This is a genomic window from Halorubrum distributum JCM 10118 (assembly GCF_000337335.1).
Taxonomy (GTDB): domain Archaea; phylum Halobacteriota; class Halobacteria; order Halobacteriales; family Haloferacaceae; genus Halorubrum; species Halorubrum distributum.
In genome coordinates this window covers 47,670-72,155 of record NZ_AOJN01000055.1, presented here as the reverse complement: position 1 = coordinate 72,155, position 24,486 = coordinate 47,670, and the positions used below count along the sequence as shown (strand labels likewise).

General features: G+C 69.9%; 23 protein-coding genes. 12 read left to right on the top strand and 11 right to left on the bottom strand.

The genetic code is table 11. The features are described 5' to 3' along the window. The first annotated feature begins 137 nt into the window (after positions 1-137). The gene (locus C466_RS17020; protein ID WP_004595617.1) at positions 138-308 is read left to right on the top strand and encodes an HVO_0758 family zinc finger protein; all 171 of its coding nucleotides are present in this window, start codon (positions 138-140) and stop codon (positions 306-308) included. Between the two features lie 71 nt (positions 309-379). Here C466_RS17020 and C466_RS12495 read toward each other — a convergent pair whose 3' ends face one another. From C466_RS12495 to C466_RS12480, 4 genes are all read right to left on the bottom strand, one after another. Next, on the bottom strand, positions 380-1,732 hold the full coding sequence (locus tag C466_RS12495) for a hypothetical protein (protein WP_004595618.1): 1,353 nt from the start codon (positions 1,730-1,732) through the stop codon (positions 380-382). Then, on the bottom strand, positions 1,732-2,388 hold the full coding sequence (locus C466_RS12490; RefSeq protein ID WP_004595619.1) for a hypothetical protein: 657 nt from the start codon (positions 2,386-2,388) through the stop codon (positions 1,732-1,734). Before C466_RS12490 ends, C466_RS12495 begins: the two co-directional genes overlap by 1 nt. A 91-nt stretch (positions 2,389-2,479) precedes the next feature. After that, entirely contained in the window at positions 2,480-3,592 is a 1,113-nt protein-coding gene (locus tag C466_RS12485; protein ID WP_004595620.1) for an aldo/keto reductase, read from the bottom strand. Between the two features lie 85 nt (positions 3,593-3,677). Next, positions 3,678-4,298 (bottom strand): class I SAM-dependent methyltransferase, encoded by a 621-nt coding sequence (locus C466_RS12480; protein WP_004595621.1) that lies wholly within the window; start codon positions 4,296-4,298, stop codon positions 3,678-3,680. Between the two features lie 131 nt (positions 4,299-4,429). Between C466_RS12480 and C466_RS12475 the strand changes: the two genes are divergently transcribed. The 7 genes from C466_RS12475 (at position 4,430) to C466_RS12445 (ending at position 13,264) form a co-directional block, all read left to right on the top strand. Beyond that, positions 4,430-6,055 carry a GMC family oxidoreductase gene (locus C466_RS12475; RefSeq protein WP_080505954.1) on the top strand — a complete coding sequence of 542 codons (1,626 nt, stop codon included), beginning with the start codon at positions 4,430-4,432 and terminating at the stop codon, positions 6,053-6,055. 169 nt (positions 6,056-6,224) lie between these two features. Continuing rightward, the gene (dacZ, locus tag C466_RS12470; RefSeq protein ID WP_004595623.1) at positions 6,225-7,034 is read left to right on the top strand and encodes a diadenylate cyclase DacZ; all 810 of its coding nucleotides are present in this window, start codon (positions 6,225-6,227) and stop codon (positions 7,032-7,034) included. A 3-nt stretch (positions 7,035-7,037) separates the two neighbouring features. Beyond that, the gene (locus tag C466_RS12465; protein WP_004595624.1) at positions 7,038-7,826 is read left to right on the top strand and encodes a mechanosensitive ion channel domain-containing protein; all 789 of its coding nucleotides are present in this window, start codon (positions 7,038-7,040) and stop codon (positions 7,824-7,826) included. 104 nt (positions 7,827-7,930) lie between these two features. Further along, positions 7,931-8,596, top strand: a complete 666-nt coding sequence (locus C466_RS12460; protein ID WP_004595625.1) for a GNAT family N-acetyltransferase — start codon at positions 7,931-7,933, stop codon at positions 8,594-8,596. 87 nt (positions 8,597-8,683) lie between these two features. Continuing rightward, positions 8,684-11,143, top strand: a complete 2,460-nt coding sequence (locus tag C466_RS12455) for a DEAD/DEAH box helicase (RefSeq protein WP_004595626.1) — start codon at positions 8,684-8,686, stop codon at positions 11,141-11,143. A gap of 48 nt (positions 11,144-11,191) precedes the next feature. After that, complete coding sequence (locus C466_RS12450; RefSeq protein WP_004595627.1) at positions 11,192-11,638, top strand: phosphate-starvation-inducible PsiE family protein; 447 nt, start codon at positions 11,192-11,194, stop codon at positions 11,636-11,638. Positions 11,639-11,707: 69 nt separating this feature from the next. Beyond that, on the top strand, positions 11,708-13,264 hold the full coding sequence (locus C466_RS12445) for a cryptochrome/photolyase family protein (RefSeq protein WP_004595628.1): 1,557 nt from the start codon (positions 11,708-11,710) through the stop codon (positions 13,262-13,264). A gap of 377 nt (positions 13,265-13,641) precedes the next feature. Here the strand turns inward: C466_RS12445 and mvaD are convergent, their stop codons facing one another. The 3 genes from mvaD to C466_RS12430 form a co-directional block, all read right to left on the bottom strand. Next, positions 13,642-14,640, bottom strand: coding sequence for a phosphomevalonate decarboxylase MvaD (mvaD, locus tag C466_RS12440; RefSeq protein WP_004595629.1), 999 nt, complete (start codon positions 14,638-14,640; stop codon positions 13,642-13,644). A 73-nt stretch (positions 14,641-14,713) separates the two neighbouring features. Further along, the gene (locus C466_RS12435) at positions 14,714-15,106 is read right to left on the bottom strand and encodes a PIN domain-containing protein (protein ID WP_004595630.1); all 393 of its coding nucleotides are present in this window, start codon (positions 15,104-15,106) and stop codon (positions 14,714-14,716) included. After that, a complete protein-coding gene (locus C466_RS12430; RefSeq protein WP_004595631.1) occupies positions 15,103-15,345 on the bottom strand; it encodes an antitoxin VapB family protein in 243 nt (80 codons plus the stop codon). Before C466_RS12430 ends, C466_RS12435 begins: the two co-directional genes overlap by 4 nt. A gap of 133 nt (positions 15,346-15,478) precedes the next feature. Between C466_RS12430 and C466_RS12425 the strand changes: the two genes are divergently transcribed. After that, complete coding sequence (locus C466_RS12425) at positions 15,479-15,838, top strand: 2Fe-2S iron-sulfur cluster-binding protein (RefSeq protein ID WP_004595632.1); 360 nt, start codon at positions 15,479-15,481, stop codon at positions 15,836-15,838. A gap of 24 nt (positions 15,839-15,862) precedes the next feature. Here the strand turns inward: C466_RS12425 and C466_RS12420 are convergent, their stop codons facing one another. Together C466_RS12420 and C466_RS12415 are read right to left on the bottom strand one after the other, a co-directional pair. Beyond that, complete coding sequence (locus tag C466_RS12420) at positions 15,863-17,332, bottom strand: short-chain fatty acid transporter (RefSeq protein ID WP_080505955.1); 1,470 nt, start codon at positions 17,330-17,332, stop codon at positions 15,863-15,865. Positions 17,333-17,440: 108 nt separating this feature from the next. Continuing rightward, entirely contained in the window at positions 17,441-17,758 is a 318-nt protein-coding gene (locus C466_RS12415) for an ASCH domain-containing protein (protein WP_004595634.1), read from the bottom strand. Between the two features lie 186 nt (positions 17,759-17,944). Here C466_RS12415 and pyrB point away from each other — a divergent pair, with 186 nt between their 5' ends. From pyrB to C466_RS12400, 3 genes are all read left to right on the top strand, one after another. Further along, positions 17,945-18,892 carry an aspartate carbamoyltransferase gene (pyrB, locus tag C466_RS12410; protein WP_004595635.1) on the top strand — a complete coding sequence of 316 codons (948 nt, stop codon included), beginning with the start codon at positions 17,945-17,947 and terminating at the stop codon, positions 18,890-18,892. Further along, positions 18,889-19,347, top strand: a complete 459-nt coding sequence (pyrI, locus tag C466_RS12405) for an aspartate carbamoyltransferase regulatory subunit (protein WP_004595636.1) — start codon at positions 18,889-18,891, stop codon at positions 19,345-19,347. The genes pyrB and pyrI overlap by 4 nt, the downstream gene beginning before the upstream one ends. A 324-nt stretch (positions 19,348-19,671) precedes the next feature. Then, on the top strand, positions 19,672-20,532 hold the full coding sequence (locus C466_RS12400; RefSeq protein ID WP_004595637.1) for a glycoside hydrolase family 10 protein: 861 nt from the start codon (positions 19,672-19,674) through the stop codon (positions 20,530-20,532). Positions 20,533-20,629: 97 nt separating this feature from the next. Here the strand turns inward: C466_RS12400 and C466_RS12395 are convergent, their stop codons facing one another. Both C466_RS12395 and C466_RS12390 read right to left on the bottom strand, forming a co-directional pair. Next, on the bottom strand, positions 20,630-22,456 hold the full coding sequence (locus C466_RS12395) for a cation:proton antiporter domain-containing protein (protein ID WP_004595638.1): 1,827 nt from the start codon (positions 22,454-22,456) through the stop codon (positions 20,630-20,632). A 306-nt stretch (positions 22,457-22,762) separates the two neighbouring features. Next, complete coding sequence (locus tag C466_RS12390) at positions 22,763-24,415, bottom strand: NADH-quinone oxidoreductase subunit D (RefSeq protein ID WP_004595639.1); 1,653 nt, start codon at positions 24,413-24,415, stop codon at positions 22,763-22,765. Between the last annotated feature and the right edge of the window lie 71 nt (positions 24,416-24,486).

Here is a 24,486-nt window from a genome sequence, read left to right as displayed (position 1 = left end):
AAAGCGGTCTGGCAGTGACTCGACACTCCGCTCGCCGCCGTCGACGCCCATCTCGCCCTTCTCGGCCTCGCTTTCGGTGAACTCGTCAGACCGATGTCGTACAGGGTTTTTATGCGCCCCGGCGACAAACCCCGGGTATGAAATCCACGCGTAAGGGGCTCCGCGACGGCGACCTGATGAAGGACACCTACGAGCGGCTGAACTGCGCCGACTGCGAGCAGGTGTTGAAAAAGGAGAACGACCCCGACGAGGTGTTCTCGGTCCGCATCTGTCCGGAGTGCGGCGCGCGGTTCAAGGAGCTTCGCTGACGCCGTCACCCCCCGTCGTCGCCCTCTCTCCTCTCTCCCGTCGCGGTCGATTCGTCGCTGGTCGGCCGCGCTCAATTCGCCTCGAACGAGTCCTCGACCGACGCCGCCACCGTCCGCGCCTCGCCCGTGACGGTCTCGATCCACCGGTACCGGGTGTACGCCTCGACCGTCGACCGCGCGTTCCGGTCGCCCGCCGCGAGCGCCCCCTCCGGCTCCGCGAACAGCGGGAGGAACTGCGTCGCCAGCCACCGGGCCAGCGGGTTCTCGCTCCCCGCGAGCGCCGCCGCCGACTCGACCGCCGCGGTCCGCGCCGCGCCGACCGCGGCCGCGTCGTCGGGGAACATCGTCTCGCCCGCCTCGACCCGGTCGGCGACGTCGCCGAGCGCCCGGAGCCGCGTCCACGCGAGCGCGGTCCGCGTCAGCCCGGTCGCCGGGTCGTCGGGCTCGTAGTCGTCGAACGCGACCGGGTCGAACCACATGTCGTCGAAGCTCCGGTAGACGGCGCTCGACAGCAGGGCGGCGCTCGGCGCGCCGCGCGCGACCGCCCGGTCGTCGACGAACGCATCCGTGCCCGGGTTCTGTCGGAGGTCCTCGACGCCCTCCCCGTGGAGCTCGCGGAGCCGGTCGCCCACCGCGCGGCCGAGCCGGTTCATCTCGCGACGCAGCGGCTCGGCGACCGCTTCCGGGTCGGCGAGCGACGCCGCGTACCGGTCCCGGAGGTACCGCCCCGACTCGACCAGCGACTGGACGCGCTCGACCTCGCCGGCCGCGTCCCCGGTCCGGAGCGGGTTCGCCTGGTCGGCCGGGCCGCTGCCGACCAGCGTCCGTCGCCGTGCCTCGTCGTACCAGCGCTCGATCGGGCCGTAGACGGCGGCGCCCGCCACTGGGTCGGCCGCCGGGCCAGGCAGCTCCTCCAGCGTCTCGAACGCCCGGTTCCGAACCGTCCCGATGCCGGCGGTCACCGCCGCCGGGTCGCCCTCGACGGTCACGGCCGCCCACGTGCCGGCGGCGGTCGCGGCGCGGTCCCGCGCGGTAGCGTACCGCTCCGCCGCCTCCAACGGCGGGAGCGCCTCGTCGGACTCCGGGAGCGCCTCGCGGGCCCCCGCCCGCTCCGTCTCGATCTGCTCGCGGATCGCGCCGTTCGGGAGCGTCCCCCCGGTCAGCGGCTCCGGAATCGAGGAGAGAAGCCGGTCGACCCGGTCGGCGAACGCCGCCGCGACCGCGGGCTCGACGTCGACGGGGACGATCCGCGGCGGGTCGGGGACGGGCCGGTCGAACTCGCGCGGGACGCCCTCGACGTCGAGCGACGGCGGGTCGTCCCAGAACCGCGGCCCGCTCCCCCTGCCGGAGCACCCGGCGAGCGAGCCGAGCGCGACGGCGCCGGCGGCCGCGAGCACGTCGCGCCGGGTGAGCCGTCGCGGCATCAGAAGTCACCCCACTCGTCGGCGGCCGTGGCGTTCCCGGTCACGGTCGCGTTCCCGTCGATCACCGCGTACTCGGTGTCCGTCGTCCGACACGGCGACCGTCCGCTGGAGCCGGACCCCCGGAGCCGGTCGTCGAGCACCGCGGGAAGCCGGAAGATCAGGGCCAGCGTGACCCTGGTGCCGGCCTCGCACGCCTTATCGGGCGGCCTTAGCTCGCGGCAGTACTCGTACTCGACGCGCCCGGGCTGCCACGAGACCGAGTGGATCTCCAGCCGCTGGCAGGACAGGATACCGGCCGGAGAGACGTACACCGTCTCCGCGTCGTAGTCCGTCTCGTCGAGGAACGACCGGACCCGCTCGCGGTCCGCGTCGGAGACGCCCTCGGCGACCAACAGCTCGTCAGCTCGGTCCGCGCTCGTGACGAGTTCGCGGCCGATCCGGGCTGGCTCGTTCTCGTCGGTCGCCTCGCTCCCGTCGAGGAGGACGCTCTCGCCGGCCGGGTTCCGCGGCTTTACCACCGTCGGGTCCGTCTCCGTGCCTCTCGTCTGCGGTCGGGCGGACTCCGCTTCCGAGTCGCTCGCGCCAGAACAGCCCGCGAGCGCGCCGACGACGCCGAGAGCGGCGCTCCCGAGGAGGGCTCGTCGCGTGGGGGCCATGTGACGGGTTTCGACGGGTCCCGACAAACGTCTTGTGGCCGCCGGTCCGGCCGCTGGTGCCGGCTCCGCGGCGTCGCGGCCGTCGTCCGGCTCACTCGAAGACGGCGTCGAACGCCGACGCGCCGAGCGGGTCGAAGGTGCCGGCCGCGACGTTCTCGCGGACGTGGTCGGGGTCGGTCGTCCCGACGAGCGACGAGGTGACCCCCGGCGCGCTCCGCGCGAAGTTGAGCGCGCGCTGGGCCGGCGTCTCCCCCGCGAGCGTCGCGTCGACGTCGGCGGGAACCGCGCCCTCGACGGTCAGGTCCCCCTGTCCGACGCTCGCGCTCGTCACCACCGAGAGCCCGGCCTCGTGGGCGAATTCGAGGGTCGAGACGGGGCCGTCGGCGCCGGCGCCCGGCGGCGCGGGCTGGTTCCGCCGCGTGAACGCGTCCGCCATCGCGACGTTGAAGGGGAGCTGTATCGCCGCGAACCCGTGGTCGTCGTCGGGGCCGACCGCCTCGCCGGCGGCCTCGGCCCGCGAGAGCACCTCGCCGAGCGAGAGGTGGTCGTCGGCCTCGGCCGGGACCCGGAACGCGCTCCACGTGGCGACGCCGTACGCCCCGATATCTCCGGCCGCACGCCGGCGTTCGAGGGCCTCGAAGGCCGCGCCGATCTGGTCGTACACCTCGTCTCGCGACCGGGCGGCGAGCTGCGTCTCGGGGTTGTGGACGTAGAAGCAGTCGACCGAATCGAGGTCGAGCCGGTCGAGCGAGCGGTCCAGCGACCACTCCAGGTACGCCGGCGTCATCGCGTGCGCGCCGTTCGCAAGGTAGTCGGGGTCGACGATCCCGGGTTCGACGAACCGCTCGCGGACGTACGCGCTCGGGTCGGCCGGGCGCTCGCCGTCGAACGGGAGGAAGCCCCCCTTCGTCGCGACGACCACGGACTCGCGGTCGACGGGGGCGTCCCGGAGCGCCTCGCCGACGACGCGCTCGGCGCGGCCGCAGCGGTAGTTTGCGGCGGTGTCGACGTGGTTCACCCCCGACCGGAGCGCCAGTCCGATCGACTCGCGCGAGGCGTCGTCGACTTCGGGTGTCGGCTCGCCGAGGTACGTCCCGATCCCGACGCTGGAGACGACGCCCGGTCCGAAGCGACGGAAGTAGGTGCGCCCGAAGGCGTCGCCGAACCGGTTCCGGTACCCCCAGAGGGCCTCGCGAGTCGCCATGTGGTCGGGGTAGTCGGCTCGCGGGTAAAAGTCGCGCGGGAGGGCGGCTCGCCGCTGACGGGACTGACCTCGTCGAGGGCGCCGTTCAGTCGGAGACGCGGAAGGTCCGCGTCGTGTCCCTGTCACCGCGGACGACGTCGACCTCGACGAGACCCAGCGAGGTGAATATCTCGCCCCAGTCCCGGTAGTACAGCGGCGTCTCGTCGTCGACGTAGTTCACGTCCGGGTCCGCCGCCGCCGACTCGCGCGTCGGGTCCTCGATCTCGGCCGTGACGAGGACGTCGTCGGTGATCCGCGCGATCTCCGCGAAGGCCGACTCGACGTCCGGATGGAGGTGTTGCAGCGTCTCGACCGAGTACACCGCGTCGAACGCGCCGTCGTCGAACTCCTCCACGAGGTCCTCGATCGCGCCGCAGTAGAACGTCCCGTCCGCGGCGAGTTCGGGGTAGGCGTCTCGCATCGTCTCGAACGCCTCCGCGTTGATGTCGACCCCGGAGAGGTCCTCGAACCCGTGGGCGGCGAGGTGTTCGAGGTGCCGGCCCGAGCCGCATCCCAGTTCGAGGACGGCCGCGTCGCGGTCGAGGTGAGCGTCGAGGGCCTCGCGGATCAGCTCGCTCGTCTCGTTCGGTCCGTAGTGCGCGTAGTACGCCGGCGAGTATTCGCCCGCCCGGTTTGCCCACGACTCTCGGACGGAATCTGGTTCCACGTGTGCCAACGCGGGCAGAGAGGGAAAACGTCGTCGAACGGCGTCCCGCCGGCGGAGCGCGTCGATCCGCGTGTCCTCTCGTGTTTCGACGGATGAGTACAGTTAATTGCTACACTACCTCATGATTGTCTATGACAAGCGATGAATACGATTATATCGTGGTCGGCGCCGGGTCTGCGGGCTGCGTCCTCGCGAACCGACTCACCGCGGACGGGGAGACGAGCGTCCTGCTCTTGGAGGCGGGCACGCCCGACGACGACCGGAACATGCGGATCCCGGCGGCGTTCCCGGAGCTGTTCAAGACCGACGCGGACTGGGAGTACTACACCGAGCCGCAGGACGGCTGCGCCGGCCGGGAACTCTACTGGCCCCGCGGCAAGACGCTCGGGGGATGTTCCTCGACCAACGCGATGATCTACGTCCGGGGCCACCCCTCGGACTACGACGGCTGGGCCGAACTGGGCAACGACGGGTGGGGGTACGACTCGATGCTGGAGTACTTCAGGCGCGCGGAGACCTTCGAGCCGACTGACTCGTCTTACCACGGCGACGAGGGGCCGCTCAACGTCACCGACCAGTCGTCGCCGCGGCCCGCTTCCGAGGCGTTCGTCCGCGCGGCCGCGCAGGCCGGGTACGACCGCAACGACGACTTCAACGGGGCCGAGCAGGCCGGCGTCGGTCTCTACCACGTCACCCAGAAGAACGGGAAACGTCACAGCGCGGCCGACGCGTACCTCAAGCCGGCGCTCGATCGCCCGAACCTCACCGCCGAGACCGGCGCGCAGGTGACCGAGGTGACGATCGAGGACGGTCGCGCGACGGGGGTGGAGTACAGTCGGGACGGGGAGGCCCGGTCCGTCGACGCGACCGAGGAGGTCCTCGTCAGCGCCGGCGCCGTCAACTCCCCGCAGATCCTCATGCTCTCGGGGATCGGCGACCCCGACCACCTCGCGGACCACGGGATCGACGTGGAGGCGGCCTCGCCCGGCGTCGGCCGGAACCTCCAGGACCACCTGTTCGCGTTCACCGTCTACGAGACCGACGACGACGTCAGCACGCTGGACGACGCCGGGAGCCTCCGGGACCTGTTCAACTGGTTCGTCCGCAAGCGCGGGAAGCTCACCTCCAACGTCGGCGAGGCCGGCGGCTTCGTTCGCACCGACCCGGACGAGCCCCGGCCGGACCTCCAGTTCCACTTCGCGCCCTCCTACTTCATGGAACACGGGCTCGCGAACCCCGAGGAGGGGCGGGGGCTGTCGATCGGCGCGACGCAGCTCCGACCGGAGAGCCGCGGCCGCGTCAGGCTCAGCTCGACCGACCCGTTCGAGGCGCCCGCCATCGATCCGAACTACCTCGACGAACGTGCGGACCTCGAAACCCTCGTCGAGGGCGTCAAGCGCGCCCGCGAGATCGCCGACCAGGACGCCCTCTCGGAGTACCTCGGCCGCGAGCTTTGGCCCGGCGGGGACGTCGAGACCGACGAGGAGATCGCTCGACACGTCCGCGAGGAGTGTCACACCGTGTACCACCCCGTCGGGACGTGTAAGATGGGCGACGACCCGGCGGCGGTGGTGGACGACGAGCTCCGCGTCCGCGGGGTCGAGGGGCTCCGCGTCGTCGACGCGAGCGTGATGCCCACGCTCGTCGGCGGGAACACGAACGCACCGACGATCGCGATCGCCGAGCGGGCGGCGGACCTGATCCGCGAGGATCGGCCGGCGACTGCCGAGGGACCGCTCTCGGCCGCCGGCGACTGAGCCGGCTCGCCCCGTTTCAGTACTGATAGGCCTGCCCCGGCCTCTCTCGGTTCGGAATCAACTGACTCCGTCTCGCGCCTCCTGACGGTGTCCATACGTCGATCCAGGCCGGGCGTCAGACGCTCGCACGACGCAACGACTATACGGGGTCCGGGAGTCACGGGTGATAATGGCCTCGCTCACCGACCACCTGGCGGACCTCGTCGCGGACGTGGACGCCGCGCTGCTGTTCTCCCCGACGAGTTCCTTCTACGAGCGATTCGCGGACGCCGAGGTCGAGGTCGTCGTCGTCGCGCCCGACAACGACGTCGACGCGGAGACGTTCGTCGAGCTTCCCCTCCCGTTCGACAACGTCAAAGACCGGATCCGGTTCGGCATCGAGGGCGCGATGGACGAGGGGCTCCTCGCCGAGGGCGACGAGGTCGCGTGCGTCGCCTCGGTGTTCGACGGCGGCTCGGACGCGGTGATCCGGGCGACAGTGGACGAGGGGGTCCACACCGGGATCTACGACCTGTTCGCCAACTCGCGGGCGGAGCCGAGCGTGATCCGCGACGTGTTCGAGGTCGCGATCGAGCTCGGACAGAAGGGGCAGAAGGGGAAGCCGGTGGGCGCGCTGTTCGTCGTCGGCGACGCGGGGAAGGTGATGAACAAGTCGCGGCCGCTGTCGTACAACCCCTTCGAGAAGAGCCACGTTCACGTCGGCGACCCGATCGTGAACGTCATGCTCAAGGAGTTCTCGCGGCTCGACGGCGCCTTCGTCGTCTCCGACTCCGGGAAGATCGTCTCGGCGTACCGCTACCTCGAGCCCGCCGCCGAGGGGGTCGACATCCCGAAGGGGCTCGGCGCGCGCCACATGTCCGGCGCGGCGATCACCCGCGACACGAACTCGACCTCAATCGTCCTCTCCGAGTCCGACGGACTCGTCCGGGCGTTCAAGGCCGGGGAACTCGTCTTGGAGATCGATCCGGAGGAGTACTGACCCATGTCCGCGGCTCAGGTCGCCGTTCCCGACTTCCTCGTGAACGTGCCGTACCGGATCTGGCTGGCGCTCGCGGTGCTCGCGTTCGGGCTCGTGTTGGCGTACCTCACCGGCGTGATCAACCGCCGGCTGCTCCGGCGCGCCGGCGTCCCCGAGGTGATCGAGGGGACCGCCTTCGAGCGGACGGCCCGCGAGTTCGACACCTCCACGGTGCGAATCTTGGCCAAGCTGTCGAGCTACTTCATCCTCGCCGTCACCGTCATCGTCGCGCTCACCGTCGCGGACGTGAACTACCTCGAACAGTTCTGGTCGGGCGTCGCCGCGTTCCTCCCGCGGCTGTTCGTCGCCGTGGTCGTGTTCATCGTCGGAATCGTCGTCGGCGACAAGGCCGAACTGCTCGTCGCCGAGCGCCTCCGGGGGATCAAGCTCCCCGAACTCGGCGTGCTCCCGACGCTCGTGAAGTACAGCGTCGTGTACGTCGCGACGCTCATCGCGCTCGGCCAGGTCGGCGTCCAGACGCTCGCGCTCATCGTGCTGCTCGCGGCGTACGCGTTCGCGCTCGTGCTGTTCGCCGCGCTCGCGACGAAGGACTTGGTCGCCTCGGCCGCGGCCGGCGTCTTCCTGCTTCTCCGGCAGCCGTACGGCATCGGCGACGAGGTGCGGGTCGCCGGCGAGCGCGGCGTCGTTCAGGAGGTCGACCTCTTCGTCACCCACATCGAGACGGACGGCGAGGAACACGTCGTCCCGAACCACGCGGTGTTCCGCGAAGGGATCGTGCTGATCCGGGAGTAGCCCCCGATCCGACCACGTTGCGGCCGACGCCGACTCCGTTACCGATTCTCACGCTGTGAAAGTCGTTGTCACCCTATAACACGACCCGACGCCAACGTCGATACATGACCCCCGATACCGCGAGCGCCGCTTGCGACGGCTGGGACGGGAGCGAGTGCGAGGGGACGCCGCACTGCCCGCCGCGGTGTCCGCGCTTCGTCGACAAGGAGGGCGCGCGCTGGACGATCCGGCCCGCGACCGACGCCGATGAGCCGTTCCTCGCCGAGATGTACGAGGACTTCGGCCGTCCGCATCGCGCGCAGGGGCTCCCGCCGGTGAGTCGGCGACGGCGCGTCGACTGGATCCAGTCGATGCTGTCGGAAGGGAACAACGTCGTCGCCGAGCGGAATGGCGAGCTGTTCGGCCACGCAATGTACACGCCGACCGACGCCGACACCCCCGAACTCGCCGTCTTCGTCCACCCCGACGCGCAGGACCGCGGCGTCGGCACGGAGCTGTGCCGGCACGTGATCGCGAACGCCGCGGCCGCCGGCCGCGACGGGATCGAACTCCACGTCGAGACCGGGAACCGCCCCGCCCGGAGCGTCTACCGCACGGTCGGCTTCGAAGTCGTCGAGCGGCGCGGCGACCTCCGGATGCGGGTCGACCTCGACCAGCCGATCGCGACCGAGGTCCGCTGGCCGCCGCTCGCCCGCGAGGGCCCCGCGGAGCCGGCGGTCGACCCCTCGCCGGGCGACGGCGGGGCCTCGCGCTCGCCCGCGGACGACTGAACCGGTGAGGCGCGCGACGCCCCTCACGAGGAGGGCCCCCTCGCCACCGCAACCGTTAGGCCCCGCCGACCCCAGGGTCCCGTAACCGTGGACGACGCCATCGAGTGGCTGCGGGACCGCCCCTTCTACGAGGGACAGATCGCCGACCACCGGCGGATCCCGGCCCGCGAGCCGGAGTTCGCCGACGTCGACCTCGAACCGCGGCTCGCCGACGCGCTCGCGGAGCGCGGGATCGACCGGCTCTACCGCCACCAGGCCGACGCGATCGAGGCGGTCCGCGACGGCGACGACGCCGTGCTCGCGACCGAGACGGCGAGCGGCAAGTCGCTCGCGTACACCGTCCCCGCGTTCGAGGCGGCGATGGATCACGGCGGACGGACACTGTACATCGGGCCGCAGAACGCGCTGATCGCCGACCAAGAGGAGTCGCTGTCGGGGTTGGCCGGCGACCTCGGCTTCGGCAGCCGGGTCTCGGTCGACTCCTACACCGGGCGGCTGTCGCAGTCGGAGAAGCGGGACGTGCGCGACCGCCGGCCGACCGTCCTCCTCTCGAACCCGGACATGCTCCACTACGCGCTGCTGCCGTACGCGGGGCGCCTCTGGGACTGGTTCTTCTCGTCGCTGGAGTACGTCGTGATCGACGAGGTCCACAGCTACCGCGGCGTGTTCGGCTCGCAGGTCGCCCTGACGCTTCGACGGCTCGCGCGGACCTGCGAGCGGTTCGGCTCCGCCCCGCAGTTCGTCTGCTGTTCGGCGACGATCAACAACCCCGTCGACCACGTCGCGACAGTCACCGGCCGCGACCCCGACGGGATCGCCCTCGTCGACGAGGACACGTCGGGTCGGGGGCCGCGCGACTGGGTGCTGTGGAACCCGCCAGAGTACGACGACGACTGGCAGGAGCGCGGCAGCGGCCGTCGCAAGTCGAGCCACACGGAGAGCAAGCGGCTGTTCGTCGATCTCGTCACGGCGGGCCAGCAGACGCTGGCGTTCACGCGGGCGCGACAGACCGCGGAGCAGTACGCGACCGACAGCGCGAGCGACCTCCGCGAGCGGGGCGAGCGCGACCTCGCCGGAAAGGTGGGGGCCTACCAGGCCGCGCTCACCGACGACCGGCGCCGCGAGATCGAGGCCGACCTCCACGCCGGCGACCTGCGCGGCGTCTGGTCGACGAGCGCCCTCGAACTCGGCGTCGACGTGGGCGGGCTCGACGCGGTGGTGCTTGACGGCTACCCCGGAACCCGGATGTCGGCCCACCAGCGCGCGGGCCGCGCCGGCCGCGGGGAGGACCCCGCACTCGTGGTGATGGTCGGCGGCGAGGACCAGCTCGACCAGTACCTGATGCGCAACCCGAGCGACTTCTTCGACGCGCCGCCCGAGGACGCCATCTGCGACCCGGAGAACGGCCAGCTCATGCCCGGCCACGTCGCCTGCGCGGCCGACGAGAACTGGCTCTCGCCCGAGGACGAGCGCTTCTTCGGCGACTCCTTCCCGGGCGTCGTGGCGGACCTCACCGACGAGGGCGTGCTGAACCGGCGGGAGGCGGCCGCGGGCACGCGGTGGGTTCACGCGGGCGGCTCCAGTCCGCAGCAGTCCGTGAACCTGCGCACCGCCGAGGAGCGCGAGATCTCGCTGATCGAGCGGTCGAGCGGCGAGACGGTCGCGACGCTCGGCTTCGCCGACGCGCTCCGCGACGCCCACCCCGGCGCCATCTACCACCAGCAGGGCCGCACCTACGAGGTGGTCGAGCTGGACCTCGACCGCGACGTCGCCGAGCTCCAGCAGTCGTGGGCGGACTACTACACGCAGGTGCGCTCCGACAAGGACATCGTCGTGAACGAGGACCTCGACGAGCGCGCGCTCTCGGCGCGCGAAGACGTCCCCATCCGCTTCGCGGACGTTACGGTGACCGAGCGGATCACGGGGTTCGTCCGGAAGGACGCCGCGACCGGGGAGTCGCTGGGCGAGTCGACGCTCGACCTCCCCGAGACGACGCTGCGCACGAAGTCGCTGTACTTCCCCGTCCCGGGGGACATCGAACGCGAGATGCGGCGCCTCGGCGACGTGGTCGACGGCGACGGCTCGGGTGACCCCGAGGTCAGCGCCGACGGCGGCGAGCCGCCGAATGGCGAGTCGGCCGTTGACGACACCGCCGACGACGGGGAACCGATCCCGGGCGGCGAGTACGCGTTCAACGGCGGCATCCACGCGGCCGAACACGGGATCATCTCGCTGTTCCCGTTCCACCTGCTGTGCGACCGCGCCGACGTCGGCGGCATCTCGACGCCGCACCACCCGCACACCGAGGGGCCGGCGGTGTTCGTCTACGACGGCTACCCCGGCGGCGTCGGACTCACCCGCCGCGGCCACCGGCGGATCGAGGAGCTGATGACGCGGACGGCGCGGCTCATCGACACCTGCGACTGCGAGGGCGGCTGCCCCGCCTGCGTCCAGTCGCCGCACTGCGGCAACGGGAACGACCCCTTGGCGAAGGCGCCCGCCGTCCGCCTGCTCGAATCGCTGACCGGGGCCGAAGCGGGCCCCTGACTGGGTCCACCCAAAGCCCCTTGCTGCCGGGCGCCGAGAGATCCGACGATGGAGTTCGAGCTCGACGACGCCGCGGATCCCGCGGCCCGGGCGATGGAGTGGCTCGTCCTCGGCGCGGCGTACTTCCTCCTCCTGCTCTTTCTCATCGGCGTGTTCGACCTGTTCGTCTCGCTGTACCGCCTCCTCGTCGCCGGTAACTTCACCGATCCGGCCGAGGTGGTCGAGCTGCTCGACAGCGTCCTCCTTCTCCTGATCATCGTCGAGGTCCACCGAACGCTCGTGGCGTACGCGCGCGGCAAGCCCGTCCTCCGGATCGTCGTGAGCGCCGCGATCATCGCCGTCTCCCGACGTGTGATCAGCTTCCGGCTGGAGGACTACGGCGGGGGCAACGAGGCGCTGCTCGCGGCCGCGGCGCTCGGCGTGTTGATCCTCACGCTCACGCTCGGGTACTTCATGCTGGACCGCGTGAACGTTCCGGGGCGGCTGGAGCTCTGACCGGAACACCGAGCCGCGCTCGACCTGCGATCCCGGTGGTTTCACGGTGGACGCGCACGTGTCGATCCCATGGAGCTGTTCTGGCACCGACGGGACCTCAGAGTCGCCGACAACGTCGGGCTCGCGGCCGCGACGGGGGCCGGAGACGACGCGGACCGCGGCCCCGCCGCGCCCGTCTTCGTCTTCGATCCGGACGTCCTCGACCACGCGAGCGACGTGCGGGTGCGCCGCCTGCTCGACGGGCTGGCCGCGCTCCGCGACGACTACCGCGAGCGCGGGAGCGACCTGCTCGTCGCGCGCGGCGACCCCGAGTCGCTCCTCCCCCGTCTCGCGGACGCGCTCGACGCCGAGCGCGTCGTCTGGAACCGCGACTACTCCGGACTCGCCCGCGAGCGAGACGCGGCCGTCAGGCGCGCGCTCGACGCGGTCGACGTGGCGCGCGAGGCGCACCACGACGCGGTCCTCCACGAGCCCGACGCGATCCGGACGAACGCCGGCGACCCGTACTCCGTCTACAGCTACTACTGGAAGAAGTGGACCGACCGCGCGAAGGACGACCCGGCGCCGGCGCCGGCCGGCGAGGACCTCGTCGACGCCGACGGGCTCGCGGACGCGGTCGACGCGGTCGACTGGGGCGACGCGTCGGACGCGGTCGCCGACGGCGGGGACGCCGACGCCGGAAGGGTCACCGCCGACGCCGGTCCGAACGGCCTCGCAGTCGGCGACCTCCCGACGCCCGCAGACCTCGGTTTCGCGGAGCCTGACGCGGAGATCGGCCCCGCCGGGACCGCCGCGGCCCGCGAGCGCCTCGACGAGTTCCTCGACGAGGCGGTGTTCGCCTACGAGGCCGAGCGCGACTACCCCGCCGAGGAGGCGACCTCTCGACTGTCGGCCTTTTTGAAGTACGGCGAGATCGGCGTCCGGGAGGCGTACGCGGCCACGGAGGCAGCGATGGCCGAAGCGAAATCCGACGCGCGCCCCGACGACGCCCCCGAGCAGGTCGAGGAGTTCCAACAGCAGCTGGCGTGGCGGGAGTTCTACACGCAGGTCCTCTTCCACAACCCCGAGGTGGTGACGGCGAACTACAAGGCGTACGAGGAGGGGATCGAGTGGCGCGACGACCCCGAGGAGATCGCGGCGTGGAAGCGCGGCGAGACGGGGTACCCCATCGTCGACGCTGGGATGCGGCAGCTGCGCGAGGAGGCGTTCATGCACAACCGCGTGCGGATGATCGTCGCCTCGTTCCTCACGAAGGACCTCCTCGCCGACTGGCGGCACGGGTACGACCACTTCCGGGAGCACCTGGCCGACCACGACACCGCCAACGACAACGGCGGGTGGCAGTGGGCGGCCTCCACCGGGACCGACGCGCAGCCCTACTTCCGCATCTTCAACCCGATGACGCAGGGGGAGCGCTACGACCCCGACGCGGAGTATATAAAGAAATACGTGCCCGAGCTCCGGGGACTCGACGCCGACCTGATCCACGAGTGGCACGAGCTGTCGCCCACGCAGCGCGCGAACGCCGCGCCGGAGTACCCCGCGCCGATCGTCGACCACTCCGAACGGCGGGAGGAAGCGTTAGCGATGTACAAGCGAGCGCGCGGCGAAGACCCGGAGGAATAAGCCGGTGACGATGGATTCAGAGTCGCTGTGACGGCGACCACCGCCAAAGCCCGAGCCGTTCGCTTATAAACAGTTGATTCCGGATCGACGGTGAACACCATCAAAGCCCCAGCCGTGAGGCGGCCGCACGCTCGCTGCGCGCTTCAGTCGCTCGCTTCGCTCGCTCCCTCCAGTGCTTACGTCGCCTGCGGCCGCCTCACGGCTGCCCCTTTGAGTCCCACCCCGAACCGCACCGCAGCCTCGAGCCTCCCCAGCCTCGTCGACCGCCCTCCGCGTTGCTCCGGGCGGTCGACTCCCTCGCACGCGCTCCTCGCGGCCTATCGGCCGCTCGCAGGCGCGCGCCACCGCACGGCGGTTCTTATTTAAAAAGGCGTTATTTAAAACAGCGCCTCGCTCTCGTCGAGGACGCGCGCCGGGCCGCCGACCTCCCAGACGTCCGTGTCGATGCCGATCTCGGCGATCCGGCTCTCGACCTCGTCGGCGTGGTCGGCGAGCGTGTTCACGTACACCGAGGCGCCCGTGTCCGTCGAGAAGTAGACGGGGACGCCCGACTCCCGGAGCTCGCGGACCGCGTTGAACACCGCGATCGTCTCGGGCTGCCAGTACACCCAGCCCGCGGGGCCGGTCATCGTCGTGGCCGTCAGCGACAGCGAGTCGTGCTCGGCGGTCTCGAAGATCCGGTCGAAGTCGCCCGCGCGGAGGGCGTCGGTCATCTCGACCAGCTGGTCCTGGACGTGCGCGGTCCGCGCCTGCATCATGTGGCTGGCCGCGGCCTCGCGGTGCGCCTCCTCCGTCTCTTTATAAGCGGGGACGTGCGCGGCGACGATCCGGAGGTCCTCCTCGGGGTCGAACCCGTCCTCGCTCACGCCGGTGTCGAGGCGGTAGGAGCGGCAGTCCTCGTCGTTGAGGCCGGCGTCGAGCCGCGAGTACGCGCCGGTGACCGAGCGCGCTGCCGAGGAGGAGCCGCGGCGGGCGACGGTGGAGACCTCCGGGAGCGACATATCGAGGCCGGCGGCCTCCACGAGGGCGAGCGCGGCCGCCGCGAACCCGGACGACGAGGAGCCGAAGCCGATGTTCGACGGGAACGAGTTCTCGCTCTCCAGCCGCACCGCGGCGTCGACGCCCGCCAGCTCGCGGACGTGGTCGACGACCATGTCGATGCGCTCGGCCGCGCGCCCGTCCACTTCCTCGCCGCCGATGACGTAGGTGTCCTCGCTCGCGTCCGGCTGCCACTCGACGGTCGTCGTCGTCGCGGTCGGGGCGGTACAGAGGCTGATGCTGTCGTGATACGGGAGCCGCAGTTGCTCGTCGCGCATCCCGTGGTACTTGACGAGCCCCTGGATCGGGTGGGCTCGCGCGGTGGCCTTGCCTGTCATACCTCGGGAAGCGTCCGGCGGGGGATTAGTCGTTGCGATAGGTGGGAAGGAAACGATGCCCGCCGGCGGGCGCTCAGTACGTCTCGACGTCAAGGCCGTCGATGCGCTCGAAGTGATCGCGATTGCGGGTCACAACCGGTTCGTCGTTCAACAGCGCCGTCGCTCCAATGATACAGTCTTCTCTATCGATCTCTCGGCCTTGTGCGCGAAGCGAGCCGGAGATCTTTCCGGCTTTTCGCATCACGGTCTCGTCGGCGACGACCGCGTGGCGTGTGTCGAGCACGTCGAGAATCGCTTGACGGCGGTCTTCGGGGGCGTTCAACTGTGGGACCGCTTCGTACAGTTCGAGTACCGTTATCGAGGAAATCTTCTCGGGACGATTCTCCCGTTCGATGAGATCGAGGTATCGGACTGCGTCCCGATCGTCGTGTAGAACGTCGATGACGAACGTCGTGTCCTCGATCATCCGTCGCTCTGAACGTCCGAATCGAGGCGCTCACGCCGATCGCGAGACCGGGACCGCCCCTCCTCGACGAGAGATTCGAGTTCGTCGGCTTCGTCCTCTGAAAGGATCCCGGCGACCTCGGTCCACGATCGCTCGCCGGCGATCCGCTTGACCACGTCGGAAAACGACTCTCCCTCCCGCTTGTGCGATTTGAGCCGCTCGTAGGCTTCCTCGTCGAGCGAGATCGTTTTCGTCGACATTACAGTACACAGTTGCGTGTGTATATTTATAAATTTCAGCAACGACCTCTCCTCGCTTCGTCCGGCTTCCGTCCCCGCGACGACGACGGAACGGAGGGAACCCTTTTTGACCGGTCGGCGGGTACTCGGCGCCATGACCGAGTACACCGTCGAGTTCGTCGGCACCGGCGAGACGATCGAGGTGGCCGACACGGAGACGATCCTCAGTTCCTGTTTCGACGAGGGGATCGCCCAGGAGTACTCCTGCCGCGTCGGGATGTGTCTCGCCTGCTCCGCCGAGATCGTCGAGGGCGAGGTGACCCAGCCCGCGGCCCGCGGCCTCACCGACGAGGAGGCCGAGGAGTTCGCGCTCACCTGTATGGCGCGCCCGCAGTCCGACCTGAAGCTCGACCGGGGGAAGTACCCGCCGAGCATCGAGGACGACGCGGCGACCGCCGCCGAGGACGGCGACGGCGCGGGCGGCGCAGACGGCGCAGCCGCGGACGACGACTGAAAAGAGAGGCCCCTTTTCAACGGCTCAGTACGGCACCGCGTACAGCGCGACCGCGAGGAACGGGATCAGCGCGATCAGCATCGCGATGGCGTAGCCGAACATCTCGCGCGCCCTGACGTTCGTGATCGCGAGCAGCGGGAGCGCCCAGAACGGGTTCAGCAGGTTCGTGTGCGCGTCGCCGACCGCGTACGCGATGGTGGCCTGCCCGTAGGGCACGCCGAGTTCCTGCGCGGCCTGAAGCACCGACGGGCCGACGACGAGCCACTCGCCGCCGCCCGAGGGGACGAACAGGTTCGCGACGGAGCCGACGACCCACGCGATAACGGGGTACGTCGCCGCCGTCGACACTTCCAGCAGCCCCTCGGCGAGCAGCAGCGCCAGCCCGGAGCTGGCCATGATCCCCTGAATGCCGGCGAAGAAGGGGAACAGCAGGACGATGCCGGCCGCCGCGCCCGCCGCGTCGTTGAAGCGGTCGCGGTAGTACGCCGGGCGCTGGTAGATGAGCAGGCCGGCGAAGAGGAAGCCGAAGTTGACGGCGTTCAGCGTGAACGCGCCGAGCCCCTGCCCGGCGAACTGGAGCGCGAGGATGGCGACGCCCGACAGCGCGACCAGCCCGCCGATGATCCGGCTGTTATTCAGCCGCTCTGCGGGGACGTCGGCGACCTCGGCCGGCGGCTCGTCCACCGGGTCGGCGGCGTCGGCGGCGTCGGTGCCGCCGTCGGTGGCCGCGTCGTCAGTTGCGCGGCCCCCGTCCGCCGCGGAGTCAAACAGGTCCGCCTCGTCGACGTACTCCGTGACCCCCTTCGCGCGGTCGCCCGACGGCGCGAGGACGTACAGCACGGCGCTCGCGAAGACGATGGAGAGCGCGGTGAGCGTGAGCGCGTACGGGTGGAAGATGGTCTCTGCGGCCGGCACGGTCGACGTCAGGAACTCGAACCCGGTCCCCTCGCCGATGTTGTTCGCGTCGGTCAGCTGGAGGGGCGCGGAGCCGGAGATGCCCCAGTGCCACGTCAGGCCGAGCCCCATGTAGCCGGCGACCGCGAGCAGCGGGTAGTGAATGTTGATGTCCTTCTTGTGAGCGATCTTCCCCATCTCGCGGGCGAAGATGGCGCCCATGATGAGGCTGAACCCCCAGTGGACCCACGCCAGCGACATCGAGATGAAGCCGACGAACGCGGCGGCCTGCGCGCCGGAGTTCGGCACCTCGGCGAGCCGCTGTAAGATCGCGTTCACCCGCGGGTGGTACGCGATGACGAACCCGGTCATCAGGATGAGCACCATCTGCATCGAGAACCCGAGGAACGCCCAGAAGCCGCCGTACCAGAACTCCAACAGTTCCACCGGCCCGGAGTCCGTGGCCACCAGCCCGGCCACGTAGACGATATACGTCAACAGGATGGCGAAGACGAACGGGCTCGGCATCCACCGTTCGACCACCTCCGACATTCGGAATCCGATACGTTCGATGACGCCTGCCCCGTCACTCGCTGACATACATCCCGTCTCCAGTATCCTACAGTATAAATAATGGGATACGGTCGTATCGCGTGACACGTTCGCGTCCGGGGTAGCGGCGTCGCCCCGCGGACGCGCTGCCGTGCCCTACTCGACCCGCTCGAAGCGGTGACGCACCACGTCGGCGTCCTCGTCCCACTCGAAGCTGCCGCCGTGCGCGCGGACCATGCGCTCCTTGTACGCCTCCAGCGAGGGCGACCCCTCGCGCTTCGCGTCCTCGTCGGTCATGTCGCCGAGCGTGCGCTCGGTGACCTCGGTCAGTTCGAAGGCGACGCCCTCGATCTCGAACCTGTCGCCCTCGTTGCCGTACCGGTTCCCGCGGTGGAGCTGCGTCACCTCGCCGTCGAGGGCGGCCTGCTTTACGCGGTCGTTCGGAAGCAGGTCTGCCGGATCGTTCTCGGACATGTTCTACCGTTCGGCGCGGATCGGTTTATAAGCGCGGGCGAGTGTCGCCGGTCGCCGAGCGTGCGAACGGTCACCGCGTTCTGCGAATCTCGAAACCGTTGGTCGCGGGGATCCACATGGACGTGAACACCCGACTCGGCGGCCGAGCCGAGGGATTCAAGATACTGCCGGGTCCCATCTCAGACGATGCGACAGGACCACCTCATCACCGCGACCCAGCTCTCGCGGGATGACATCGAGGCCGTGCTCGACCGGGCCCGGGCGGTCGCCGACGACCCCGCCGCCTACGCGGACCGGCACGCCGGGCGCGTGCTCGCGCTCTGCTTCTTCGAGCCCAGCACGCGCACCCGGATGAGCTTCGACAGCGCGGCCAAGCGCCTCGGGATGAACACCATCGACATGGGCGACGTCGACTCCTCGTCGGTGTCGAAGGGGGAGTCGCTGTCGGACACCGTCCGCGTCATCGAGGGGTACGCCGACGCGCTCGTGCTCCGTCACCCCAGCGAGGGCGCCGCGACGCTGGCCGGCGAGCGCGTCGACGTCCCCGTGGTCAACGCGGGCGACGGCGCGGGGCAACACCCCTCCCAGACGCTGCTCGACCTCCACACGATCCGGGAGGACCACGGGCTCGACGACCTCACGATCGGGATCATGGGCGACCTGAAGTACGGGCGGACGGTCCACTCGCTGGCGGCCGCGCTGACGGAGTTCGACGCGAACCAGCACTTCATCAGCCCCGAGTCGCTGCGGCTCCCCCGCTCCGTGCGCTTCGACCTCCACGAGACGGGCGCGCAGATCCGCGAACACGAGGAGCTCGACCCGGTCCTCGACGAGCTCGACGTGCTGTACGTCACCCGGATCCAGAAGGAGCGGTTCCCCGACGAGAACGAGTACCACCGCGTCGCCGGCGAGTACCGGATCGACGCCGAGACGCTCGACGCCGCCGCCGACGACCTCACCGTGATGCACCCGCTCCCGCGCGTCGACGAAATCGCGCCCGACGTCGACGAGACCGAGCACGCGCGCTACTTCGAGCAGGCGCACAACGGGATCCCGGTGCGGATGGCGCTGCTCGACACCCTCTTGGAGAACGCGAATCCGGACGGCGACGAGGGGACGGAGGTGGACCGATGAGCGAACACGAACTGCGCGTCTCGAAGATCCGCGACGGCACCGTCATCGACCACGTCGAGGCGGGACAGGCGCTGAACGTCCTCGCCATCCTCGGGATCGACGGCTCCGAGGGGTTCGGCGTCTCGGTCGGGATGAACGTTCCCTCCGACCGGCTCGGCCGCAAGGACATCGTGAAGGTCGAAGACCGGGAGCTGTCGCAGTCGGAGGTCGACGTGCTCTCGCTCATCGCGCCCGAGGCGACGATCAACATCGTCCGCGACTTCGAGGTGGTCGAGAAGAACCGCGTCACGCGTCCCGACGGCGTGACGGGCGTGCTCTCCTGTCCGAACCGCAACTGTATCACCAACGCCGACGAGCCGATCGAGACCCGCTTCGACGTCGTCGCCGACGGCGTCCGCTGCGACTACTGCTCGACGATCCTCCGGGCCGACATCGCCGACCACATCGACGTTTGAAGCGTCGGCTCGCGTTCGGTGTGGGATACCCTCACGACTCTCCCTCCGGTAGATTTTAGCGCCCGCCGCCCGACGCATCGAGTATGAGCAAGAAAGCCAAGCTCGTCCTCGTGCTGTCGCTCGTCGCGCTCGCGTACTTCCTCTTCGCCGGCGACAAGCAGCCCGTCGAAGTCGAGTAACCGCGCGGCGCCGCGTTCGCGCCCTCCGCGAAGGGAATCGCGCGTCGAACCGAATCGCACGGGACCCGCATCGCGCGTCGACCGCGCCTGCGGCCGATCGCTGCGATACCGTCCGTTTTTACCGACCAGTCCCGTATCCGGCCCTATGTACGGGGTCGTCACGCGCAACGCCGACGAGGTCGCGATGGAGCCGTTCGACCTCGGCTTCTACGAGGTCAAAGACGTCACGGGGCGGGCGGCCGAGCCGCTGCCGAACGCCGTGAACATGGTGTCGTGTTTCGGCGACAACGCCGCCGCGAGCGAGAACGACGACCTCGTTCCCGTCGACGAGCGCGGCGAGCCGGCGACTCGCGACCGCGAGTACTTCGACTGGGCGTACATCTGCCCGACGCACCCGGAGTACCGCGAGGGCCTCTTCGAGATCGTCGCGGACTGCGCGGCCGAGAACGGGGACGTCCGCCTCGACGACGTGGGGTTCCCCCGCGAGGGGTTCTGCCACTGCGACCGCTGCGAGCGCCTGTTCGCCGAGAGCGATCGCGACGACTTCGCCGACTGGCGCGCGGACGTGATCACCGAGTTCGTCGCCGAGGCGGCCGAGCTGGTTCCGGGACGCCTCCTGCTCACGCTGTACCCCGACCCCTACCCCGACCACCTCTACGAGCGCGCCGGCCTCGACCTCGATCGGCTCGCCGAGCACGTCGACGAGTTCGTCGTCCCGCTGTACGACACCGAGTACGCGACGACCTACTGGCTGGAGGCGATCGCTCGCGGGTTCCGCTCGCGGCTCGGCGGCGACTACGACCTCCACGGCGCGCCGCCGGAGACGCCGTTCTCGCTGGAGCTGTACGCGGTCGACGTCGACGTCGACGACCTGATCCACGCGACGGAGGTCGCCGAGACGTACGCGAAGGACGTGTTCTTCGGCTACGACGCGAACAACGCGGCCGCCGCGCTCCGCCGGAAGGACGCCGACTCGCGCGACGGCGAGGTCCACCGGCCGGAGTAGTTCCGCGCCCGCGACCTCCGCGCGACCGGCGCGCTGGCGCGGCCGATACCGCTCCGCAGTGACGGGGGACCGTCTCCCGCCCCTCGTGCCGGTGGTGCTACTCGTCCGTGAGGAGCGAGACGCCCGCCTGAACGTCGTCGTACTCGCCGACCAGCGTGAGGCGATCGCCCTCGCGGAGCTCGTACGTCGCCTCCGGAACGAACGTCTCCTCGTCGTCAGTGACGAGTACGATGAGACAGCGCCCGGGGAGTTCGGGGCCCACCTCGTTGATCGGTCGGCCGACGAACTCCCGGTTCCGCAGCGTCACCTCTTGGACGTCGCCCTCCTCTCCGAGCATGTTCACCCACTGCGCCATCGCCGGGCGCTCGATGATGTCGTCGATCGCCTGCGCCACGGTGAACGTCGAGGAGATGGTGTCCACGCCGAGGTCGTTGAACGCCTCCACGTTGCTCGGGTCGTTCGCGCGGCAGACGACGCGGTCGACGTCGAAGTTCGTGGTCGCCTGTTGACCGACGAACAGGTTGACCTCGTCGCTTCCGGTCGCCGCGATGACGGTCTTTGCGCTCTCGACGCCCGCCGACCGGAGCGTCTCCACGTCCGTTCCGTCCCCGATGCGGACCGTCAGCCCCTCGCTCCGCGCTCGCTCGACGGCTGTCTCGTCGTTCTCGATGATGACGACGTTCTCTCCCCTGCTTTCGAGGCGAGCGGCGACCTCTCGGCCGACCCGCCCGCTGCCGATGATGAGTACACGCATTGGTATCACGTCGAGATACTCCGCGATCCGGCGAGCGAACCCGCCCTGTAACACGACCGTCGAAAAGATGACGAGGAAGACCGTTCCGACCAGCAGCGTCGCGGCCTCGGACTCGCCGGCGCTCTGTAGCTCGACCGCGAAGAGCGTCGCGACCGAGGCCGGGATGATGCCGCGCGGCCCGACGAAGCCGACGAACAGCCGCTCGGAACCGGTGAGGTCGGTGCCGCGCGTCGAGACCAGCACGTCCAGCGGCCGGATGACGAAGATGACGGCGGCGGCCACGACCGCCCCGCCGACGCCGAGGGCCATCAGATCGCTGAATTCGAGCAGCGCCGCCAGCGCGATGAAGATGAACGAGAGCACGATGAGCGTCACGTCGCCTTTGAACTCGGCGATCTGCGCTTCGTACGGGACGTTGGCGTTACCGAGGATGACTCCGGCGGTCGCGGCGGCGGCCACCCCGGCCTCGCTGGCGACGGTGTCGGCGGCGCCGAACGCGACGAGGGCGCCGGCCAAGACGACGAGCCGAGCGTTTCGCGGCGCGTCCCCGGGAGAGAGATCGATGTATCGGAGGACGACCCAGAGGGCGGCCGCGACGAGGACGCCGACGCCGACGCCGGTCCCGATCCGAGCGATGAACAGTTCAAGGAACGCCGCGACCGTCGGCTCCTCCAGTTGCATGATCTTGAAGACGACGACGGCGAGGATCGCCGCGGTAACGTCGTTGACGATCCCCTCTGTCTCCAGGGCGGTCGCGACGCGGTCGCGGACCGGGACGACGCGGAGAATCGGGGTAATCACCGTCGGCCCGGTCGCCACGAGCAGCGCCCCGATGAGAAACGACACACCCCAGTCGGCACCGAGCGCGAACCGGACGACCAGCGCCGTACCGACGAGGGAGATGGCGGCCCCGACCGTGACGAGGCGAACGCTCACCGTCGTGGCGCGTCGGATGTCCTCCACCCGCAGGTGGAACGCACCCTCGAAGACGATGATCGCGACCGAGAGGCCGACGATGGCTGGCAGTGCCGTGAACGTGTTCGGCGTGATGACGCCGAGGCCCTCGGGGCCGAGCGCGAGCCCGGCGATCAGCAGGAACACGATGCTTGGGACCGCGAGACGGTCGGCGAGCAACTGTGCGAACACCCCGATAGCGATGATCGCCGCCACCAACGGGATCAGCTGAGTCGACACGGTTGAGCCTCTCTCCGGTTTTATCAGACGGACGAATAAATCCACTGAAGGCGCCGTGGCTGCGCACTGAGGTCCGTCTCCGCCGTCACTCCCGTGAACGAGGGTTTATATACGGCGGCGGCCGACGCCTACTCGACCGGCCGCCGGCGTGCGACACACCGGTCGTCTCGCGTTCGCGTGAGGCGGCCGCCTTTCAACGTCCGCGCCGTAGCGGCGGTCACTCTACAGCGCTGAGCCGCAGGCTCGTCCGAGAGCAATCAGCTCGACCGGGCTCGCCCGAACTCATCTGTCGACCTCGCCCATGATCGTGTCCAGACTCCCCAGCGACGCGATCAGGTCGGGGATCGCCTCGCCCTCGGCCATCTCGGGGAGCGCTTGGAGGTTCGAGAACGACGGCCCGCGGATCTTGAACCGGGCGGGCTCGTCCGTCCCGTCGGCGCGGATGTAGATGCCGAGTTCCCCCTTCGCGGCCTCGACCGCGCGGTAGACCTCCGTGTCGTCGTCCGGGCGAATCGTTCGCGGCACGTTCGCTTGGACGGTCCGCTCGTCCTCGGGCCAGCCTTCGAGCAGGTCGACGCACTGCTCGACGATCCGCGCCGACTCCTCGACCTCGCGCATCCTGACGAGCAGCCGACTGTAGTTGTCGCAGCCGTCCTCGGTGACGACGTCCCAGTCGAGCTCGTCGTAGTAGCCGTACGGGTCGTCGCGGCGCAGGTCGTAGTCGACGCCCGACCCCCGGAGCACCGGACCGGTCGTCCCGTACTCCTTCGCGACCTCCGGCGGGAGGACACCGGTGTCGACCGTGCGGAGCTGTAGTATCTCGTTTCGGGTCAGGAGGTCGTGGTACTCCTCGATGCGCCGCGGGAGCCCATCGAGGTACTCGCGGACGCTCCGCAGGAACTCCTCCCGGGGCTCGGGGAGGTCCCACGCGACGCCGCCGAGCCGGAAGTAGTTGAACATCAGCCGCTGGCCCGTCAGGTCCTCGACGATGTCCTGGACGCGCTCGCGCTCTTGAATCGCGTACATGAACGTCGCCGTGAAGTCGCCGATCACGTCGAGCGCGTACGCCCCCATCGCCAGCATGTGCGAGAGGACCCGGCTGAACTCCGCGGCCATCGTCCGGATCACCTGCGCGTACTCGGGCACCTCGATGTCCGCGAGGTCCTCCGCGACGCGGGCGTACGCCCACTCGTTGAGCAGTCCGCCGCCGCCCCAGTCCCAGCGGTCCGGATACGGCATGATCTGGTGGCGGTACGTGCCGGACTGGGCCATCTGCTCCTCGCAGCGGTGGATGTAGCCGATGTCCGGCTCCACCCCGATCACCTGCTCCCCGTCGAGGGTCACCTGAAGGTGGAGGACGCCGTGGGTCGCCGGGTGGTGCGGCCCGATGTTGAGGAGCATGGTGTCGCTGCCGGTCGCGGTCGACGACCCGGGTTCGATCGGCTCGTTCTCGGAGAGGGCGGCGATCTGCGGCTGATCCTTATCGTAGTCCATCGACAGGGGGTGCCCCTGCCAGGTCTCGGGGAGCAGGATCCGCCGGAGGTCCGGGTGGTCGTCGTACTCGATCCCGACGAGGTCGTACGCCTCGCGCTCGTGCCAGTCCGCCGTTCGGAACACCGGTGCGGCCGACTCCGAGACGGGATCGCCCTTGTCGGCGGGGACGACGACGCTGACCGCACGCGTCGGGTCGTCGTACGAACGCAGGTGGTAGATCGACTCGTACCGCCCCTCGTACTCCTGTGCGGTGACGCAAGCGAGGTGGTCGTACCCCGCCTCGTCTCGCAGCGCGGTGAGCGCCTCCTGAACCGAGTCGGGACGGACTCGGGCGGCCGGGGCGTTCAGATGGTCCTCACGCGCCGTGACAAGCTCGCGGATCGACGAGAACGGATCGGCCGCCTCCTCGTCGTCGCGGTCGCGCAGCAGCTCCGTCGACATGGTCGAAGAGAGGCGGGCGCGCGACCCGAGGCTTCTGCCGGCTCAGTACGGGCATTTATAAGATCGCCGTC

Excerpts from the sequence above, each read along its gene's own strand:
- C466_RS12490 (WP_004595619.1), bottom strand. The coding sequence starts at position 2,388 with ATGGCCCCCACGCGACGAGCCCTCCTCGGGAGCGCCGCTCTCGGCGTC.
- C466_RS17020 (WP_004595617.1), top strand. The coding sequence starts at position 138 with ATGAAATCCACGCGTAAGGGGCTCCGCGACGGCGACCTGATGAAGGAC.
- C466_RS12460 (WP_004595625.1), top strand. The coding sequence starts at position 7,931 with ATGACCCCCGATACCGCGAGCGCCGCTTGCGACGGCTGGGACGGGAGC.
- C466_RS12425 (WP_004595632.1), top strand. The coding sequence starts at position 15,479 with ATGACCGAGTACACCGTCGAGTTCGTCGGCACCGGCGAGACGATCGAG.
- C466_RS12445 (WP_004595628.1), top strand. The coding sequence starts at position 11,708 with ATGGAGCTGTTCTGGCACCGACGGGACCTCAGAGTCGCCGACAACGTC.
- C466_RS12495 (WP_004595618.1), bottom strand. The coding sequence starts at position 1,732 with ATGCCGCGACGGCTCACCCGGCGCGACGTGCTCGCGGCCGCCGGCGCC.
- C466_RS12400 (WP_004595637.1), top strand. The coding sequence starts at position 19,672 with ATGTACGGGGTCGTCACGCGCAACGCCGACGAGGTCGCGATGGAGCCG.
- pyrI (WP_004595636.1), top strand. The coding sequence starts at position 18,889 with ATGAGCGAACACGAACTGCGCGTCTCGAAGATCCGCGACGGCACCGTC.
- C466_RS12475 (WP_080505954.1), top strand. The coding sequence starts at position 4,430 with ATGACAAGCGATGAATACGATTATATCGTGGTCGGCGCCGGGTCTGCG.
- mvaD (WP_004595629.1), bottom strand. The coding sequence starts at position 14,640 with ATGACAGGCAAGGCCACCGCGCGAGCCCACCCGATCCAGGGGCTCGTC.
- C466_RS12430 (WP_004595631.1), bottom strand. The coding sequence starts at position 15,345 with ATGTCGACGAAAACGATCTCGCTCGACGAGGAAGCCTACGAGCGGCTC.
- pyrB (WP_004595635.1), top strand. The coding sequence starts at position 17,945 with ATGCGACAGGACCACCTCATCACCGCGACCCAGCTCTCGCGGGATGAC.
- C466_RS12450 (WP_004595627.1), top strand. The coding sequence starts at position 11,192 with ATGGAGTTCGAGCTCGACGACGCCGCGGATCCCGCGGCCCGGGCGATG.
- C466_RS12415 (WP_004595634.1), bottom strand. The coding sequence starts at position 17,758 with ATGTCCGAGAACGATCCGGCAGACCTGCTTCCGAACGACCGCGTAAAG.
- C466_RS12390 (WP_004595639.1), bottom strand. The coding sequence starts at position 24,415 with ATGTCGACGGAGCTGCTGCGCGACCGCGACGACGAGGAGGCGGCCGAT.
- dacZ (WP_004595623.1), top strand. The coding sequence starts at position 6,225 with ATGGCCTCGCTCACCGACCACCTGGCGGACCTCGTCGCGGACGTGGAC.
- C466_RS12465 (WP_004595624.1), top strand. The coding sequence starts at position 7,038 with ATGTCCGCGGCTCAGGTCGCCGTTCCCGACTTCCTCGTGAACGTGCCG.
- C466_RS12435 (WP_004595630.1), bottom strand. The coding sequence starts at position 15,106 with ATGATCGAGGACACGACGTTCGTCATCGACGTTCTACACGACGATCGG.
- C466_RS12485 (WP_004595620.1), bottom strand. The coding sequence starts at position 3,592 with ATGGCGACTCGCGAGGCCCTCTGGGGGTACCGGAACCGGTTCGGCGAC.
- C466_RS12420 (WP_080505955.1), bottom strand. The coding sequence starts at position 17,332 with ATGTCAGCGAGTGACGGGGCAGGCGTCATCGAACGTATCGGATTCCGA.